At 73.1% G+C, this 14,073-nt stretch carries 15 protein-coding genes; 5 read left to right on the plus strand and 10 right to left on the minus strand.

Features of this window, described 5'->3' with window-relative positions; translation table 11 throughout:
• The first annotated feature begins 10 nt into the window (after positions 1–10).
• From ACIPYS_RS37145 to ACIPYS_RS37155, 3 genes are all read left to right on the plus strand, one after another.
• Complete coding sequence (locus tag ACIPYS_RS37145; protein WP_093861946.1) at positions 11–1,282, plus strand: PTS transporter subunit EIIC; 1,272 nt, start codon at positions 11–13, stop codon at positions 1,280–1,282.
• Positions 1,283–1,715: 433 nt separating this feature from the next.
• Positions 1,716–2,834 (plus strand): LLM class flavin-dependent oxidoreductase, encoded by a 1,119-nt coding sequence (locus ACIPYS_RS37150; RefSeq protein WP_400754618.1) that lies wholly within the window; start codon positions 1,716–1,718, stop codon positions 2,832–2,834.
• Positions 2,831–4,120: an NtaA/DmoA family FMN-dependent monooxygenase gene (locus ACIPYS_RS37155; protein WP_400754621.1), complete on the plus strand. Its 1,290-nt coding sequence runs from the start codon at positions 2,831–2,833 to the stop codon at positions 4,118–4,120. The genes ACIPYS_RS37150 and ACIPYS_RS37155 overlap by 4 nt, the downstream gene beginning before the upstream one ends.
• A gap of 78 nt (positions 4,121–4,198) precedes the next feature.
• Here ACIPYS_RS37155 and ACIPYS_RS37160 read toward each other — a convergent pair whose 3' ends face one another.
• The 9 genes from ACIPYS_RS37160 to clpS all read right to left on the minus strand — a co-directional run bounded on the left by ACIPYS_RS37160 (position 4,199) and on the right by clpS (position 10,374).
• Positions 4,199–4,945, minus strand: coding sequence for an MBL fold metallo-hydrolase (locus tag ACIPYS_RS37160; protein WP_093861943.1), 747 nt, complete (start codon positions 4,943–4,945; stop codon positions 4,199–4,201).
• Positions 4,946–5,179: 234 nt separating this feature from the next.
• On the minus strand, positions 5,180–5,371 hold the full coding sequence (locus ACIPYS_RS37165) for a MerR family transcriptional regulator (protein WP_093861942.1): 192 nt from the start codon (positions 5,369–5,371) through the stop codon (positions 5,180–5,182).
• Positions 5,372–5,528: 157 nt separating this feature from the next.
• A complete protein-coding gene (locus tag ACIPYS_RS37170) occupies positions 5,529–6,497 on the minus strand; it encodes a PLP-dependent cysteine synthase family protein (RefSeq protein WP_093861941.1) in 969 nt (322 codons plus the stop codon).
• Positions 6,498–6,588: 91 nt separating this feature from the next.
• On the minus strand, positions 6,589–6,867 hold the full coding sequence (locus ACIPYS_RS37175) for a MoaD/ThiS family protein (RefSeq protein WP_030394231.1): 279 nt from the start codon (positions 6,865–6,867) through the stop codon (positions 6,589–6,591).
• Positions 6,868–6,971: 104 nt separating this feature from the next.
• Positions 6,972–7,091 (minus strand): putative leader peptide, encoded by a 120-nt coding sequence (locus tag ACIPYS_RS37180; RefSeq protein ID WP_317621128.1) that lies wholly within the window; start codon positions 7,089–7,091, stop codon positions 6,972–6,974.
• A gap of 149 nt (positions 7,092–7,240) precedes the next feature.
• A complete protein-coding gene (locus ACIPYS_RS37185) occupies positions 7,241–7,672 on the minus strand; it encodes a Mov34/MPN/PAD-1 family protein (RefSeq protein WP_030394232.1) in 432 nt (143 codons plus the stop codon).
• 66 nt (positions 7,673–7,738) lie between these two features.
• A complete protein-coding gene (locus ACIPYS_RS37190; protein ID WP_093861939.1) occupies positions 7,739–9,193 on the minus strand; it encodes an amino acid permease in 1,455 nt (484 codons plus the stop codon).
• Between the two features lie 226 nt (positions 9,194–9,419).
• Complete coding sequence (locus ACIPYS_RS37195; RefSeq protein ID WP_093861938.1) at positions 9,420–9,995, minus strand: DUF2017 domain-containing protein; 576 nt, start codon at positions 9,993–9,995, stop codon at positions 9,420–9,422.
• Between the two features lie 85 nt (positions 9,996–10,080).
• Positions 10,081–10,374: an ATP-dependent Clp protease adapter ClpS gene (gene clpS, locus ACIPYS_RS37200; protein WP_030394235.1), complete on the minus strand. Its 294-nt coding sequence runs from the start codon at positions 10,372–10,374 to the stop codon at positions 10,081–10,083.
• Between the two features lie 242 nt (positions 10,375–10,616).
• Here clpS and ACIPYS_RS37205 point away from each other — a divergent pair, with 242 nt between their 5' ends.
• Both ACIPYS_RS37205 and ACIPYS_RS37210 read left to right on the plus strand, forming a co-directional pair.
• Entirely contained in the window at positions 10,617–11,933 is a 1,317-nt protein-coding gene (locus ACIPYS_RS37205; protein ID WP_093861937.1) for a nicotinate phosphoribosyltransferase, read from the plus strand.
• A 275-nt stretch (positions 11,934–12,208) separates the two neighbouring features.
• Complete coding sequence (locus tag ACIPYS_RS37210; RefSeq protein ID WP_093861936.1) at positions 12,209–12,799, plus strand: isochorismatase family protein; 591 nt, start codon at positions 12,209–12,211, stop codon at positions 12,797–12,799.
• Positions 12,800–12,887: 88 nt separating this feature from the next.
• Here the strand turns inward: ACIPYS_RS37210 and ACIPYS_RS37215 are convergent, their stop codons facing one another.
• The gene (locus tag ACIPYS_RS37215) at positions 12,888–13,925 is read right to left on the minus strand and encodes a hypothetical protein (RefSeq protein WP_093861935.1); all 1,038 of its coding nucleotides are present in this window, start codon (positions 13,923–13,925) and stop codon (positions 12,888–12,890) included.
• Positions 13,926–14,073: the final 148 nt, after the last annotated feature.

Below are 14,073 nucleotides of genomic sequence, written 5' to 3' on the forward strand. Positions count from 1 at the left end.
ACCCACCCCCATGAGTCAGTCTGCGCAGGCACCGGCGCCCGCCACGGCTCCGGCCACGCCAAGTGCCGCCAAGAAGTTCGGCCAGAACACGCTGCAGGGTCTCCAGAAGATCGGCCGCAGCCTCCAGCTGCCGGTCGCCGTGCTCCCCGCCGCCGGCATCCTGCTGCGCCTCGGCCAGGACGATGTCTTCGGCAAGGACGGCCTCGGCTGGGGGAAGGTCGCCACGGTGTTCGCCACCGCCGGTGACGCCGTCTTCGGCAACCTCGCGCTGCTCTTCTGCGTCGGCGTGGCGATCGGCTTCGCGAAGAAGGCCGACGGCTCGACCGCGCTGGCCGCCCTGGTCGGCTTCCTGGTCTACAAGAACGTGCTCACCGCGTTCCCGGTGGACGGCTCGATCACCGCCGCCCTGCCGAAGGGCAAGCCGCAGGACCCGGGCGTCTTCGGCGGCATCATCGTCGGCCTGCTCAGCGCCCTGATCTGGCAGAAGTACCACCGCACCAAGCTGGTCGACTGGCTCGGCTTCTTCAACGGCCGCCGCCTGGTCCCGATCCTGATGGCCTTCGTCGGCACCCTGCTCGGTGTCGTGTTCGGCCTGGTCTGGGGCCCGATCGGCACCGGCCTGACCAACGCGAGCGACTGGCTGACCGGCCTCGGCGCCGGTGGCGCCGGCATCTACGGTGTCGCCAACCGCATGCTGATCCCGGTCGGCATGCACCAGTTCCTGAACACCTTCTTCCAGCAGCAGGTCGGCAGCTTCACCGACGCCTCCGGCACCACCTGGACCGGCGACATCCCGCGCTTCTTCCACGGTGACCCGACCGCCGGCCAGTTCATGTCCGGCTTCTTCCCGATCATGATGTTCGGCCTGCCGGCCGCCGCCCTGGCGATCGCCTACTGCGCCCGGCCCGAGCGCCGCAAGGCCGTCCTCGGCATGATGATCTCGGTCGGCCTGACCAGCTTCGTGACCGGTGTCACCGAGCCGATCGAGTTCTCCTTCATGTTCATCGCCCCGGTGCTGTACGTGATCCACGCCCTCCTCACCGGCCTGTCGATGGCGGTCACCTGGGGCCTCGGCGTCCACGACGGCTTCGGCTTCTCGGCGGGTCTGATCGACTACCTGCTCAACTGGAACCTGGCCACCGACCCGTGGCTGATCATCCCGATCGGTCTCGTGTTCTCCGCGCTGTACTTCTTCCTCTTCCGGTTCGCGATCGTCAAGTTCGACATCAAGACCCCCGGCCGCGAGGACGACGACGAGGTCGAGGACGTCACCAAGGCCTGACGCCCGACGCCCGGAACCACCCGCACGCCGCTCACGGCCCCGCCCCGCCACCCGCTCCCCCGGGTGGCGGGGCGGGGCCGTTCGTGCGTCCGGCAGTCCGCCCGCCCGCCGGGACGGCGGTTGACGAACCGGCGAGAGCGCTGGTCAACTGGGACGGTGAACACCCCCGGCCCGCTGGTGACCCGCAGCCACATCGACTTCGGTCGCGTGTGGTCCGCGGCGTGTCGCGGCTGACCCGAGCGTTCCCCCCGCCGCCGCCCGGCTGACGTCCCGCCGCGCCCCGGCCGTTCCTCCCGCCTCCCACGCCCGCCCGTGACCAGGGCGCGCCGCCCCGTGCCCGTCCGCGCCCCGCCCGTCCCCGCCGCCGGGGCCCGGGCCGGTTCCGCGACCCGCGGCACGCACCGCTCCCGTACGAGGAAAGTCAAGGCCACCCATGCCACGCCAGCTGCACCTTTCCGCCGCCCTCGACAGCCCCGGCCGGTTCGACGCCGCCCACTTCACCGGTCTCGCCCGGCTCGCCGAACGCGCCACCCTCGACTTCGTCACCCTCGACGACTCCTACACCCCCGAACCCCGCCGCCTCGACGCGCTGGCGACCTTCGCCCGGCTCGCCCCGGTCACCCACGGCCTCGGCCTGGTCCCGACCGTCACCACCACCCACACCGAGCCGTTCCACACCTCGATCGCGGTCAACACCCTGGACTGGGTCAGCGAGGGCCGGGCCGGCTGGCTGGTCGGGGTCTCCGACACCGGGGCCGAGGCCAGGGCCTTCGGCCGCCGGGGCACCGCCCCCGCCGAGGAACTCTGGGCCGAGGCCGCCGACGCCGCCGACGCCGCCTCCCGGCTCTGGGACAGCTGGGAGGACGACGCGGAGATCCGCGACACCGCCACCGGCCGCTTCGTCGACCGCGCCAAGCTGCACCACATCGACTTCGAGGGCCCGTACTTCTCGGTCCGGGGGCCGTCCATCACCCCCCGCCCGCCGCAGGGCCGCCCGGTGATCGCGGTCACCGTCGCCGCCGCCGACCTCGCACCGGACGCCGGCCCCGGCGGCCGCGCCCGGGTGGCCACCGCCGCCCGGCACGCGGACGTCGTCCTGCTCGACGCCCCCGACCGGGCCGCCCGGCTGACCGCCGCCACCGAGCTGCGGCTGCGCGGCGGCGAGGCGCTGCGGATCCTGGCCCGGATCCCGGTCGCGCTCACCACCGCCGCCGCGACCGCCGACCTGCTCACCGAGGCCACCGAGGGCGGCGGCGGGGTCGACGGCTTCCACCTGGTGCCCGCCGACCCGGCCCGCGACCTCGCGGTGCTCGCCGACCACGTGGTGCCGGCCCTGCGCGAGCGCGGCCTGTTCCGCACCGGCTACACCGGCCGCACCCTGCGCGACCGGCTCGGCCTGGCCCGGCCCGCCAGCCGCTACGCGGCCACCGGCGGCGCCGGCGGCACCGACACCTCCGCCGCCGGAACGCCCGCCACCACCGCAACGTCCTCCCGCTCCGCCACCACCGGAACGTCCGCCCGCTCCGCCGCGACCCCCGAGGTGACCCGATGACGGACCGTCCGCTCAAGCAGATCCACCTCGCCGCGCACTTCCCCGGCGTCAACAACACCACGGTGTGGACCGATCCGGCCGCCGGCAGCCAGATCGCCTTCGAGTCCTTCCGCCACCTCGCCGCCACCGCCGAGCGCGGCCGGTTCGACTTCCTCTTCCTCGCCGAGGGCCTGCGGCTGCGCGAGGTCAAGGGCCGGATCCACGACCTGGACGTGCTGGGACGTCCCGAGTCGATCACCGTGCTGAACGCGCTCGCCGCCGTCACCACCCACCTGGGGCTGGCCGCGACCGTCAACGCCACCTTCAACGAGCCGTACGAACTGGCCCGCCGGTTCGCCTCGCTGGACCATCTCTCCGGCGGCCGCGCCGCCTGGAACGTGGTCACCTCCTCGGACGCCTTCACCGGTGAGAACTTCCGCCGCGGCGGCTACCTCGACCGCGCCGACCGCTACACCCGGGCCGCCGAATTCGTGCAGCTGGCAAGGGAGTTCTGGGACGCGGCGGGCACCGGCACGGTACGCCACCGGGGCCCGCAGTTCGACGTGGAGGGCACCCTCTCGCTGCCCCGGCCGCCGCAGGGCCACCCGGTGGTGATCCAGGCCGGGGACTCCGACGAGGGCCGCGAGTTCGCCGCCGCCACCGCCGACGTGATCTTCAGTCGGCACTCCACCCTGACCGCCGGGCAGGCCTTCCACGCCGACGTCAAGCGACGGCTCGCCGCGTACGGGCGCAAGCCCGACGAGCTGAAGATCATGCCGGGGGTGACCTGGGTGCTGGGCGACACCGAGGAGGAGGCCGTCGAACGGGCCGCCGCGATCCGCCGCGCCCAGGTGAGCCCGGCCACCACCGTCGCCTACCTGGAACAGGTCTGGGGCGTCGACCTCTCCGGCCACGACGTGGACGGCCCGCTGCCGGAGGCCGACCCGGTGCGCGACTCCGGGCTGGTCCAGGGACGCACCTCGCTCGGCGATCCGCTGGAGATCGCCGCCCAGTGGCGGGCGGTGGCCGCCGCGAAGGGGCTCAGCAGCCGCGAACTGGTGATCGAGGTGACCGGTCGGCAGTCCTTCGTCGGCACCCCGCGGAGCGTGGCCGAGCAGATCGACCGCCATGTGCAGAGCGACGCCGCGGACGGCTTCGTCCTCGTCCCCCACCTCACCCCGGGCGGGCTGGACGAGTTCGTGGACCGGGTGGTGCCGCTGCTCCAGGAGCGCGGGGTGTTCCGCACCGAGTACACCGGGACGACCCTGCGCGACCACCTCGGCCTGCCGGTCCCCGGCCGCCGCTGAGGCACCGTTCCCGGGCCGGGCTCGGAGCTCAGAGCTCGTAGACCGGGCCGGGCTCAGAGCTCGTAGACCGGGCCGGGCTCAGAGCTCGTAGACCGCGCCGGCCCGGGCGATCTCGACCGGCCCGGAGTAGGCGGCGGCCGCGTCCCGCCGGTTGAGCTCGGCGTCCGTCCACGGCGGGATGTGGGTGAGCACGAGCCGGCGGGCGCCGGCCGCGGTGGCGTGCTCACCCGCCTCGCGGCCGTTGAGGTGGACGGCCCGGTAGGTGTCCCGGCCGTCCAGGTAGGCGGCCTCGCAGAGGAAGAGGTCGGTGTCCCGGGCTAGCTCGACGAGTTCGGGGCTCTCCCCGGTGTCGCCGGAGTAGACCAGGCTGCGGCCGTCGTGCTCGAGCCGGAAGGCGAAGGCGTCGACGGGGTGGTTGACCTGGGCGACGTCGATCCGGAAGGGACCGAGGTCGAAGCGGCCCGGGGTGAGGGTGCGGAACTCGAACACCTCCTTCATCCCGGGGTTCTCCGGCATGTCGTAGGCGCGGGCCATCCGTTCGGCGGTGCCGGCCGGGCCGTGGACGGGCATCGGCGCGGGGCAGCCCTCGGCCCGGTAGTTGCGGGCGACCCAGTAGGCGCACAGGTCGATGCAGTGGTCCGCGTGCAGGTGGCTGAGCAGGATCGCGTCGACCTCGTAGATCGAGGTGTACTTCTGCAGGGCGCCGAGCGCGCCGTTGCCGAGGTCGAGCACGACCCGGTAGCCGTCGGCCTCCACGAGGTAGCTGGAGCACGGCGAGTCGGCCGACGGGAAGCTCCCCGAGCACCCCACCACGGTCAGTTTCATCCGAGCCCCTCCGCCCCGACACGTCCTGGCTGCCGCTGGTCATGACAGCGGGCCGGGAGTACCGGCCGGAGGCGCTGCCCTGCGCGTGTTGTCGAGAGTAAGGGCGGAGCGGCACTTTGCCCCCGTCTCCGTGCCGTGCTGTGGCTGGAATCACCAGAACGCCGGGGGGACGGGGGACGGACGGTGCGCCGGTGGTGGACCGGCGCCCGCCGGGGCGGCCCGGCGGCGGACGGCTCAGCGGTGGCCGGGGCGGCTCCGGGCCCAGGCGCGGACGGTCTCGGGGTACCAGCGCGGGTGGCCGCCGCCGTCGACCAGGTCGGGTTCGGGGAGCAGTCCGTGCCGCCGGTAGTTGCGGACGGTCTCCGGCTGGACGTTGATGTGACGGGCGATCTCGGCGTACGACCACAGGTCGGTACTGCGACTCACGGGCCACCTCCGCTGGTGCGTGGGGAGACGTTCGTGAGCAGCCTTTCCGCGCCGGGCGGCGGTCCCGCACCGGAACGGCCACCGTGGTCGTACCGTGACGAACCGGGAGCACGGTACGGACAAATCCCCGATCGTCACGATCGGGACGGTGGGGGTTTCAGGCCCAGAGCTGGCCCTGCAGCGCCTCGACGGCGGCCTCGGTGGACTCGGCGGTATAGATGCCGGTGGAGAGGTACTTCCAGCCACCGTCCGCGACCACGAAGACGATGTCGGCGCGCTCGCCGGCCCCGGCGGCCTTGCGGCCGACACCGATCGCCGCGTGCAGGATCGCGCCGGTGGACACGCCGGCGAAGATGCCCTCCTCCTGGAGGAGTTCGCGGGTGCGGCGGACGGCGTCGGCGGAGCCGACCGAGAAGCGGGTGGTCAGCACCTCGGCGTCGTACAGCTCCGGGACGAAGCCCTCGTCGAGGTTGCGCAGCCCGTAGACCAGGTCGTCGTAGCGCGGTTCGGCGGCGACGATCCGCACGCCGGGGACCTTCTCGCGCAGGAAGCGGCCGACGCCCATGAGGGTGCCGGTGGTGCCGAGTCCGGCCACGAAGTGGGTGACGGTGGGCAGGTCGGCGAGGATCTCGGGGCCGGTGGTGGCGTAGTGGGCGCCGGCGTTGTCGGGGTTGCCGTACTGGTAGAGCATGACCCAGTCGGGGTGCTCGGCGGCGATCTCCTTGGCCATCCGGACGGCGGTGTTGGAGCCGCCGGCGGCGGGCGAGGGGATGATCTCGGCGCCCCACATGCGGAGCAGTTCGCGCCGTTCCTCGCTGGTGTTCTCGGGCATGACGCAGACCATCCGGTAGCCCTTGAGCTTGGCCGCCATGGCGAGCGAGATGCCGGTGTTGCCGCTGGTGGGTTCGAGGATCGTGCAACCGGGGGTGAGCCGGCCGTCGGCCTCGGCGCGCTCGATCATGTGCAGCGCCGGGCGGTCCTTGACGGAGCCGGTGGGGTTGCGGTCCTCCAGCTTCGCCCACAGGGTGACCAGGCCGTCGGTGTTGCCGGGCACCGCGGCCGACAGCCGGGGCAGGCGGACCAGCGGGGTGTTGCCGACGGCTTCGAGCGGGCTGTCGTAACGCAAGGGGTCCTCCGGCGGCGGCGGTTCGGTCGGGTCCGGTCGGGCGGGGCCCGCCGCGGCCCGGGCGGAGCGCCGGGCCGGGGCGGGCGGGGTGTCAGCGGGCGCCGCCGGCGACGGCGGGCAGGATGGTGACGCTGTCGCCGTCGGCGAGGGCGGTGGAGATGCCCTCCAGGAAGCGCACGTCCTCGTCGTTCAGGTAGACGTTGACGAAGCGGCGCAGCTCGCCGCCGTCCAGCAGGCGGGCGGCGATGCCCGGGTGGCGGGCGTCGAGGTCCTGGAAGAGTTCCCCGAGGTTGCTGCCGGTGCCCTCGACGGCCTTGGCGCCGTCGGTGTAGGTGCGGAGGATGGTCGGGATGCGGACCTCGATGGCCATGGCTGCGCTCCTGTGCGAGTCGTGAGGTGGGTGGGCCGCAGCGGGCGCGGCAGGGCGTGACGGCCCGGGGCGGTGGGAACCGCGGGCGGGCCGGGACGGGCGGCTCAGCGCGAGCGCGCCGGCGTACCGGGACAGATCGCGCCGGCGTGCCGGCACAGGTCGATGTGCAGGCGCGCCACGAGGCGGGTGCCCGGGGCCTGGTTGCTCACATCGACGGAACGCATGGGCTCATCGTATAGATTCCCGGGCCCGCTCCTCCATGCCCGTCCCGGCATGCGGATGTTTTTGTCCCCCATGTCGAGATGTCCCGGGAACGGCGGCGGCCCGCCGACCACTCGCGGAGGTCGGCGGGCCTCGCCCAGGTGGGTGCGGGTCAGGCCTGATGGGCCTCGACGACCTGGACGTCTTCCTCCGTGATCACACCGTCCACGATGCGGAACGAGCGGAACTCGTACGGGTCCTCGGCGCCGTTGCCCTCGGCGGTGGAGACCAGGACGTAGTGGGCGTTCGGCTCGGAGGCGTAGCTCACGTCGGTGCGCGAGGGGTAGGCCTCGGTGGCGGTGTGGGAGTGGTAGACGATCACGGGTTCCTCGTCCCGGTCGTCCATCTCGCGGTAGAGCTTCAGCAGGTCGCCCGAGTCGAACTCGTAGAACGTGGGCGAGCGGGCGGCGTTGAGCATCGGGACGAACCGCTCGGGGCGGCCGCTGCCCTCCGGACCGGCGACCACACCGCAGGCCTCGTCCGGGTGGTCGGCGCGGGCGTGGGCGACGATCGCGTCGCGCAGTTCTCGGGTGATGGTCAGCATGGCGCCAGGATAGCCACGCCCCGGCGGGTCACCGCCGGGGCGTCCACGACGGCCGGGGGTGCCGTCTCAGTGGGTGTCGGCGCCGTCGCCGGCCGCGTGCAGGTGGTCGTGCGCGACGCCGTGCACCGCCTCGGGGCGGCGGCGCTTGAGCACCTGGTAGCCGACGACGAGCAGGACCGCCCAGACCGGGAAGACGTAGAGCGAGATCCGGTTGTCCGGGTCCAGGGCGATCAGCACGACCACCAGGACCAGGAAGGCGAGCGAGGCCCAGCTGCTCCAGACGCCGCCGGGCGCCTTGAAGCTGGGCGGCGGCAGGTGGCCGCCCTGCCAGGCCTTCCGGTAGCGGATCTGGCAGATGAGGATCATCGCCCAGGTCCAGAGGCCGCAGACGGTGGCGACCGAGGTGATGTATTCGAACGCGCGGGCCGGGACGACGGCGTTGAGGATCACGCCGAGGCCCATCAGCAGGCAGGAGAGGGTGATCGCGACGGACGGCGTGCGGTGGGAGTTGAGCTTGGTCAGCTTCCCGGGGGCCTGGCCGCGCAGCGCGAGGTCGCGCAGCATCCTGCCGGTGGAGTACATGCCGGAGTTGCAGGAGGAGAGCGCGGCGGTGAGCACCACGAAGTTGATGATGCCGGCCGCGGCGGGGATGCCGATCTTGCCGAAGGCGGCGACGAACGGGCTGACGCCGGGCTGGAACTCGGTCCACGGCACCAGCGAGAGGATGATGACCAGGGCGCCGATGTAGAACAGCGCGATGCGCCAGGGCAGGGTGTTGATGGCGCGCGGGAGGGTCTTCTGCGGATTCTCGCTCTCCCCCGCGGTGACGCCGACGAGTTCGACGCCCAGGTAGGCGAACATGACGATCTGCAGGGTCATCACGGTGGCGCCGATGCCCTTGGGGAAGAAGCCGCCGTTCTCCCACAGGTGGGTGATCGAGGCGGTGTCGCCGGCGTCGCTGAAGCCCAGGGTGAGGACGCCGATGCCGATCAGGATCATGCCGATGATGGCGGTGACCTTGACCATGGAGAACCAGAACTCGATCTCGCCGAAGAGCTTCACCGAGATCAGGTTGGCCCCGTAGAGGATCACCAGGAAGACCAGCGCGCTGAGCCACTGCGGGATGTCGGGGGCCCAGAAGCGGACGTAGACGGCCGCGGCGGTGGTCTCCGCCATGCCGGTGACCACCCAGAACAGCCAGTACGTCCAGCCGGTCACGTAACCGGCGAAGGGGCCGAGGAACTCCCGCGCGTACTCGGCGAAGCTGCCGGAGACCGGGCGGTAGGTGAGGAGTTCGCCGAGGGCCCGCATGATCGCGAAGATCACCACGCCGGCGACCGCGTAGGAGAGGATCAGGCTGGGGCCGGACTTGGAGATCGCGGTGCCGGCGCCGAGGAAGAGGCCGGTGCCGATCGCGCCGCCGATCGCGATCATCTGGATCTGGCGGCTGCCGAGTCCCCGCTCGTAGCCCTCCTCGTCCGGTTTCGCGTCGACGACCTCGTCGTAGAGCTTTTCGGCCATGGTGCACCGTCCTGGATGGGATCTCGTGGTGGGACTCGTGGGGGTGGGGAGCAGTCGTACCACGCCCGATCCGCACAGCGGTGTCCATCTGAGCGATATTTGAGCATGTCCCGATAGGGTTTCGCCCGTTTTGACCGGAAAAGCCCCGACCGCCCGTCCAGCATGCGGACGGGCGGTCGGGGCCTGTTCCGGGCCCGGGCGACCGTTCCCGGGACGCCCCGGCGACTCAGTCGGCCATCGCCTCCAGCAGCGACTCCTGCAGCGCGCCGAGCCACAGGTAGGCCATCACCAGCGGCTTGCGGTCGTCGCTGTCCGGCAGCTCGTAGAGGCCCTTCTCGTCCTCGTCGGTGACCTCCAGCCGCACCCCGAGGGTCAGCCGCAGGTCGTTGAGCGCGCCCAGCCAGTGCCGGCACCCGACGGTGTCGAGCTCGACCGTCCCGTCCCCGCCGCCCAGGCCGTCCAGGGTGCGCACCGTGTACAGCGCGTCCTCGCGCTTGCGGGTCCGCAGGTCCGGCTCGGTGTAGCGGCGGAACTCCCCGGCCGCCTCCCGGGACTCCGGGTCCACCGGTCCGGCGGGGTCCCCGTAGGCGTCGGGGAAGAGCCGCGCCAGCGCCGGGTCGGCGGGCGCCTCGGTCGGCCCCTCCGCGAACAGCGCCGCCAGCGGGTCACCGCCGTCCCCGCCCGGGCCCGGCCCGATCAGCTCCAGCATCTGCACTTCCAGCGAGCGCAGGATGGAGGCCTCCAGCTCGTCCAGCGCGAGCACCGCGCCCCCGCCACCGGCACTCTCGAACAACCCAGCCATCGGTATCGGTCAGCCCGTCTTCGTCTTCGTCGCCGTCATCGTCGCTGTTTCCGCCGCCGCCGTCGCCCCGACCGGCGCGGCGGCCTCAGTCGTGCTGCAGGGTGGCCCAGAGCCCGTAGCCGTGCATCGCCTGCACGTCGCGCTCCATCTCCTCGCGCGAGCCGCTGGAGACCACGGACCGGCCCTTGGTGTGCACCTCCATCATGAGCTTCCTGGCCTTGTCCTTCGGATAGCCGAAGTAGGCCTGGAAGACGTACTGGACGTAGCTCATCAGGTTGACCGGGTCGTTGTGCACGATGGTGACCCAGGGGGTGTCCGGTTCCGCCACCGGTACGCCCTCGACCTCCGGGCGCTCGATCTCCACGGGCGCGACACTCACCGCGGGGTCCCTCCTGTCGCCTGGCTCTCCAGGTGGCTCCCACCTGGCCGTCACGTGGTTTGCACGTGCCCCTTCAGCCCCATGCTGCCATCCGGGGGACCTCGGGGCGATTCCGCCCCCGGCCCCACGAGCCGCTCCCGAGCCCCTCCCCGGACCCTCCCCGGACGCCCGCGACGCGCCCGCCGACGATCCGCCCGCGAGAAATCGTCAATCTGACGCTAAGGGGTAGTAGCATCATCCTCATGGACGCCACTTCCGTGACTGCGGCCGGCTCGACCGCGCTGCTCACCGACCGCTACGAGCTCACCATGCTCCAGGCCGCCCTGCGCAGCGGGGCGGCGCACCGCCGCTCCGTCTTCGAGGTGTTCACCCGCAGGCTGCCCGCGGGCCGCCGCTACGGCGTGGTCGCGGGCACCGGCCGGGTCCTGGACGCCGTGGAGAGCTTCCGCTTCACCTCCGCCCAGCTCGACTGGCTCGCCGACCAGCGGATCGTCGACGAGGAGACCCTGCGCTTCCTCGCCGACTACCGGTTCACCGGCGACATCCACGGCTACCCCGAGGGCGAGGTCTACTTCCCCGGCTCCCCGCTGCTCACCGTCGAGGGCAGCTTCGCCGAGGGGGTGATCCTGGAGACGGTGATCCTCTCGATCCTCAACCACGATTCGGCGATCGCCGCCGCCGCGTCCCGGATGACCTCCGCGGCCGGCGGGCGTCCGGTGATCGAGATGGGCGCCCGGCGCGCCCACGAGCGGGCGGCCGTCACCGCCGCCCGCGCCGCCTACGTGGCCGGCTTCACCGCGACCTCCGACCTGGAGGCCGGTTTCGCCTACGGCATCCCGACCACCGGGACCGCGGCGCACGCCTTCACCCTCGTCCACGACAGCGAGCGGGACGCCTTCCGGGCGCAGATCGACTCGATGGGCCGGGGCACCACCCTGCTGGTCGACACCTACGACCTGCGGGAGGCCGTGCGCACCGCCGTCGAGGTGGCCGGCCCCGAGCTGGGCGCCGTGCGGATCGACTCCGGCGACCTCACCCTGCTCGCCCACCGGGTCCGGCGGCAGCTGGACGAGCTCGGTGCCACCGGCACCCGGATCATCGTCACCTCCGACCTCGACGAGTACGCGATCGCCGCCCTCGCCGCCGCCCCGGTGGACGGCTACGGCGTGGGCACCAGCCTGGTCACCGGCAGCGGGCACCCGACGTGCGCGATGGTCTACAAGCTGGTCGCCCGGGCGGCCGGCCCGGACGGGCCGCTGGAGCCGGTCGCCAAGCGTTCGGCCGGCGGCAAGACCAGCGTCGGCGGGCGCAAGTGGGCCGCCCGGCGGCCCGACGCGGACGGCGTCGCCGACGCCGAGGTGGTCGGCACCGGAACGGTCCCGGCCGAACTGGCCCCGCACCTGGTGCAGGTGCCGCTGGTCAAGGCCGGCGAGGTGGTCGGCCGGGAGCCGCTGGAGGCCGCGCGCGAGCGGCACGTCCGGGCCCGGGCGGCGCTGCCGCTGTCGGCGACCCAGCTGTCCAAGGGCGATCCCGTGCTGGCGACCGAGCTGCACGTGTGACGCCGGGACGGGCGGGGCGGGACGTACGGCGCCGGGACGGACGCGGCGGGACCGTTCCGGGCGGACGCCCGGCGGCACGGTTCCGCCCGACGGTTGCACGGTTCCCCGCGACGGTTCGTGGACGGGCCGAGGGGCCGGGCCCTCCCCGGGCCTTCCGCCCCCGGATGCCACTGCCTACAGTCGACCGTAGAGTTCCCCTCACACGGGCCTGAGGTCCCCTCACGCCCCCTCCCCACGTCCTCCGCAGGACCCCACCGGACCGAGGAATACCAGCCATGCACCGGGCACTGATCGTCGTCGACGTGCAGAACGACTTCTGCGAGGGCGGCAGCCTGGCCGTCGCGGGCGGGGCCGAGGTGGCCGCCGCGATCACCGACCTCATCGCCGAGTCCGCCCCCGGCTACCGGCACATCCTCGCCACCCGGGACAACCACATCGACCCGGGCGACCACTTCTCCGACCACCCCGACTTCGTGCACAGCTGGCCGGTGCACTGCGTCGCGGGCACCGAAGGGGTCGGCTTCCACCCGAACTTCGCGCCCTCCGTCACCTCCGGCGCGATCGAGGCGGTCTTCGACAAGGGCGCGTACGCCGCGGCCTACAGCGGCTTCGAGGGTCTGGACGAGAACGACCGCGGGCCCGCCGAGTGGCTGCGCGAGCGGCAGGTCACCGAGGTGGACGTGGTCGGCATCGCCACCGACCACTGCGTCAAGGCCACCGCTCTGGACGCGGTGCGGGCCGGGTTCACCACCCGGGTGCTGCTCGACCTCACCGCCGGGGTGGCCGCGCCGACCACCGCCGCCGCGCTGGACGAACTGCGGGCGGCCGGGGTGGAGCTGGTCGGCACCCCGATGGTCGGGGGCTGAGCCGGGCACCGTCCCGTCCGCGGGAGCACCCTCCGGGACCGTTCCGGCGACCCGGCCCTCCCGGCGACGGCTCCGGACTCCCGGGCGCTCACCGCTCGGTGACCAGCAGTTCCACCACGTCGGTGCCGCCCAGCCGGAACGCCTCCCGCAGCTCGGCGCCGACCGCGTCCGCGTCCTCGGCCAGCCGGGCGCCGGAGACGTACACCACCCGGACCCCGAGGTACTCCATCCGGTGCTGCCCGCCGCGCACCCAGGCCGCCTCGCCCTCGCTGACGCAGCGCAGCTCCGAGTCGACCTCGACCGCGACACCCGCCTGCGGCCAGTAGAGGTCCGGCACCGCGACGTAGGTGCCGCCGCGCATCCGCAGCTCCGGGGAGGTCAACGGCACCGGCAGCAGCCATTCGTCCACCAGTTCGCCGACCCGCTCCAGCACCCGGTCGCGTTCGGCGGCCAGCAGGCCGTCCAGCACGGCCCGCACCCGGGGGTCGGCGGTCAGCCCGGACTCGGCCAGCTCGGCGGCCAACTCCCCCACCGGGCAGCGGAGCTCGGGCCGGCGGACGGCCTCGCACAGCACCTCCCGGACCGGCGCGGGAGCGAACACCCCGGCGCCGGCGCCGGCCGTCCACTCGGCGGAGGTCCACTCGCGGAGCGCGTCGGCCACCGCCCTGGCGACCGGCGCGCAGGCCAGGCCGTGCACCGAGCGCGCCACCAACTCCCGCTCGGTGCGCCGGATCCGCACCTCCCCGGCGTCCTTCAGCCGGCGCTGGCGCGGCACCAGCACGTCCACCCCGGTGACCGCCGGCAGCCGGGGCACCGCGGCGAAGCCGTACAGGGCGAGCGCGGCCGGTCCGGTGATCACCGCCCCCTCCCGGCTCCCCTCCTCCCTGCCGTTCTGCGCCGCGTACAGCAGCGCGGCCCACATCCGCTGCTCCGGCGAGGGCTCGCCGGACTGCATCAGATAGACCCGGGGCAGCAGCCGCTGCCAGGGCCCGCCGCGGCGGCAGTGCTCGCTGACGACCCGGGACGGCACGCCCCTGGCGCGCAGCTGACCGGCGGTGAGGACGTTCTGCTGACGGCGCGCCAGCTCCTCCAGGGAGGGCGGCGGCGTGGGAATCCGGTAGTTCATGCCGACACCATCCCCAACGCTCCGGAGCCTTTCCCGGCCGCCTGACGCACTGTTACCCAACCGTCGCGAAACCGGGACCAGCCCGCACTAAAGTCCTCATACCCTCACCCATTCGGAGGAATGGGTGATCATCGTCTTGTCATACTCG

This window comes from Kitasatospora sp. NPDC089913 (assembly GCF_044748625.1).
Classification (GTDB): Bacteria; Actinomycetota; Actinomycetes; order Streptomycetales; family Streptomycetaceae; genus Kitasatospora.

Excerpts from the sequence above, each read along its gene's own strand:
- ACIPYS_RS37185 (WP_030394232.1), bottom strand. The coding sequence starts at position 7,672 with ATGCTGACCATCACCCGAGAACTGCGCGACGCGATCGTCGCCCACGCC.
- ACIPYS_RS37180 (WP_317621128.1), bottom strand. The coding sequence starts at position 7,091 with ATGCGTTCCGTCGATGTGAGCAACCAGGCCCCGGGCACCCGCCTCGTG.
- ACIPYS_RS37155 (WP_400754621.1), top strand. The coding sequence starts at position 2,831 with ATGACGGACCGTCCGCTCAAGCAGATCCACCTCGCCGCGCACTTCCCC.
- ACIPYS_RS37175 (WP_030394231.1), bottom strand. The coding sequence starts at position 6,867 with ATGGCCATCGAGGTCCGCATCCCGACCATCCTCCGCACCTACACCGAC.
- ACIPYS_RS37195 (WP_093861938.1), bottom strand. The coding sequence starts at position 9,995 with ATGGCTGGGTTGTTCGAGAGTGCCGGTGGCGGGGGCGCGGTGCTCGCG.
- ACIPYS_RS37210 (WP_093861936.1), top strand. The coding sequence starts at position 12,209 with ATGCACCGGGCACTGATCGTCGTCGACGTGCAGAACGACTTCTGCGAG.
- ACIPYS_RS37215 (WP_093861935.1), bottom strand. The coding sequence starts at position 13,925 with ATGAACTACCGGATTCCCACGCCGCCGCCCTCCCTGGAGGAGCTGGCG.
- ACIPYS_RS37150 (WP_400754618.1), top strand. The coding sequence starts at position 1,716 with ATGCCACGCCAGCTGCACCTTTCCGCCGCCCTCGACAGCCCCGGCCGG.
- ACIPYS_RS37205 (WP_093861937.1), top strand. The coding sequence starts at position 10,617 with ATGGACGCCACTTCCGTGACTGCGGCCGGCTCGACCGCGCTGCTCACC.
- ACIPYS_RS37160 (WP_093861943.1), bottom strand. The coding sequence starts at position 4,945 with ATGAAACTGACCGTGGTGGGGTGCTCGGGGAGCTTCCCGTCGGCCGAC.
- ACIPYS_RS37190 (WP_093861939.1), bottom strand. The coding sequence starts at position 9,193 with ATGGCCGAAAAGCTCTACGACGAGGTCGTCGACGCGAAACCGGACGAG.
- ACIPYS_RS37145 (WP_093861946.1), top strand. The coding sequence starts at position 11 with ATGAGTCAGTCTGCGCAGGCACCGGCGCCCGCCACGGCTCCGGCCACG.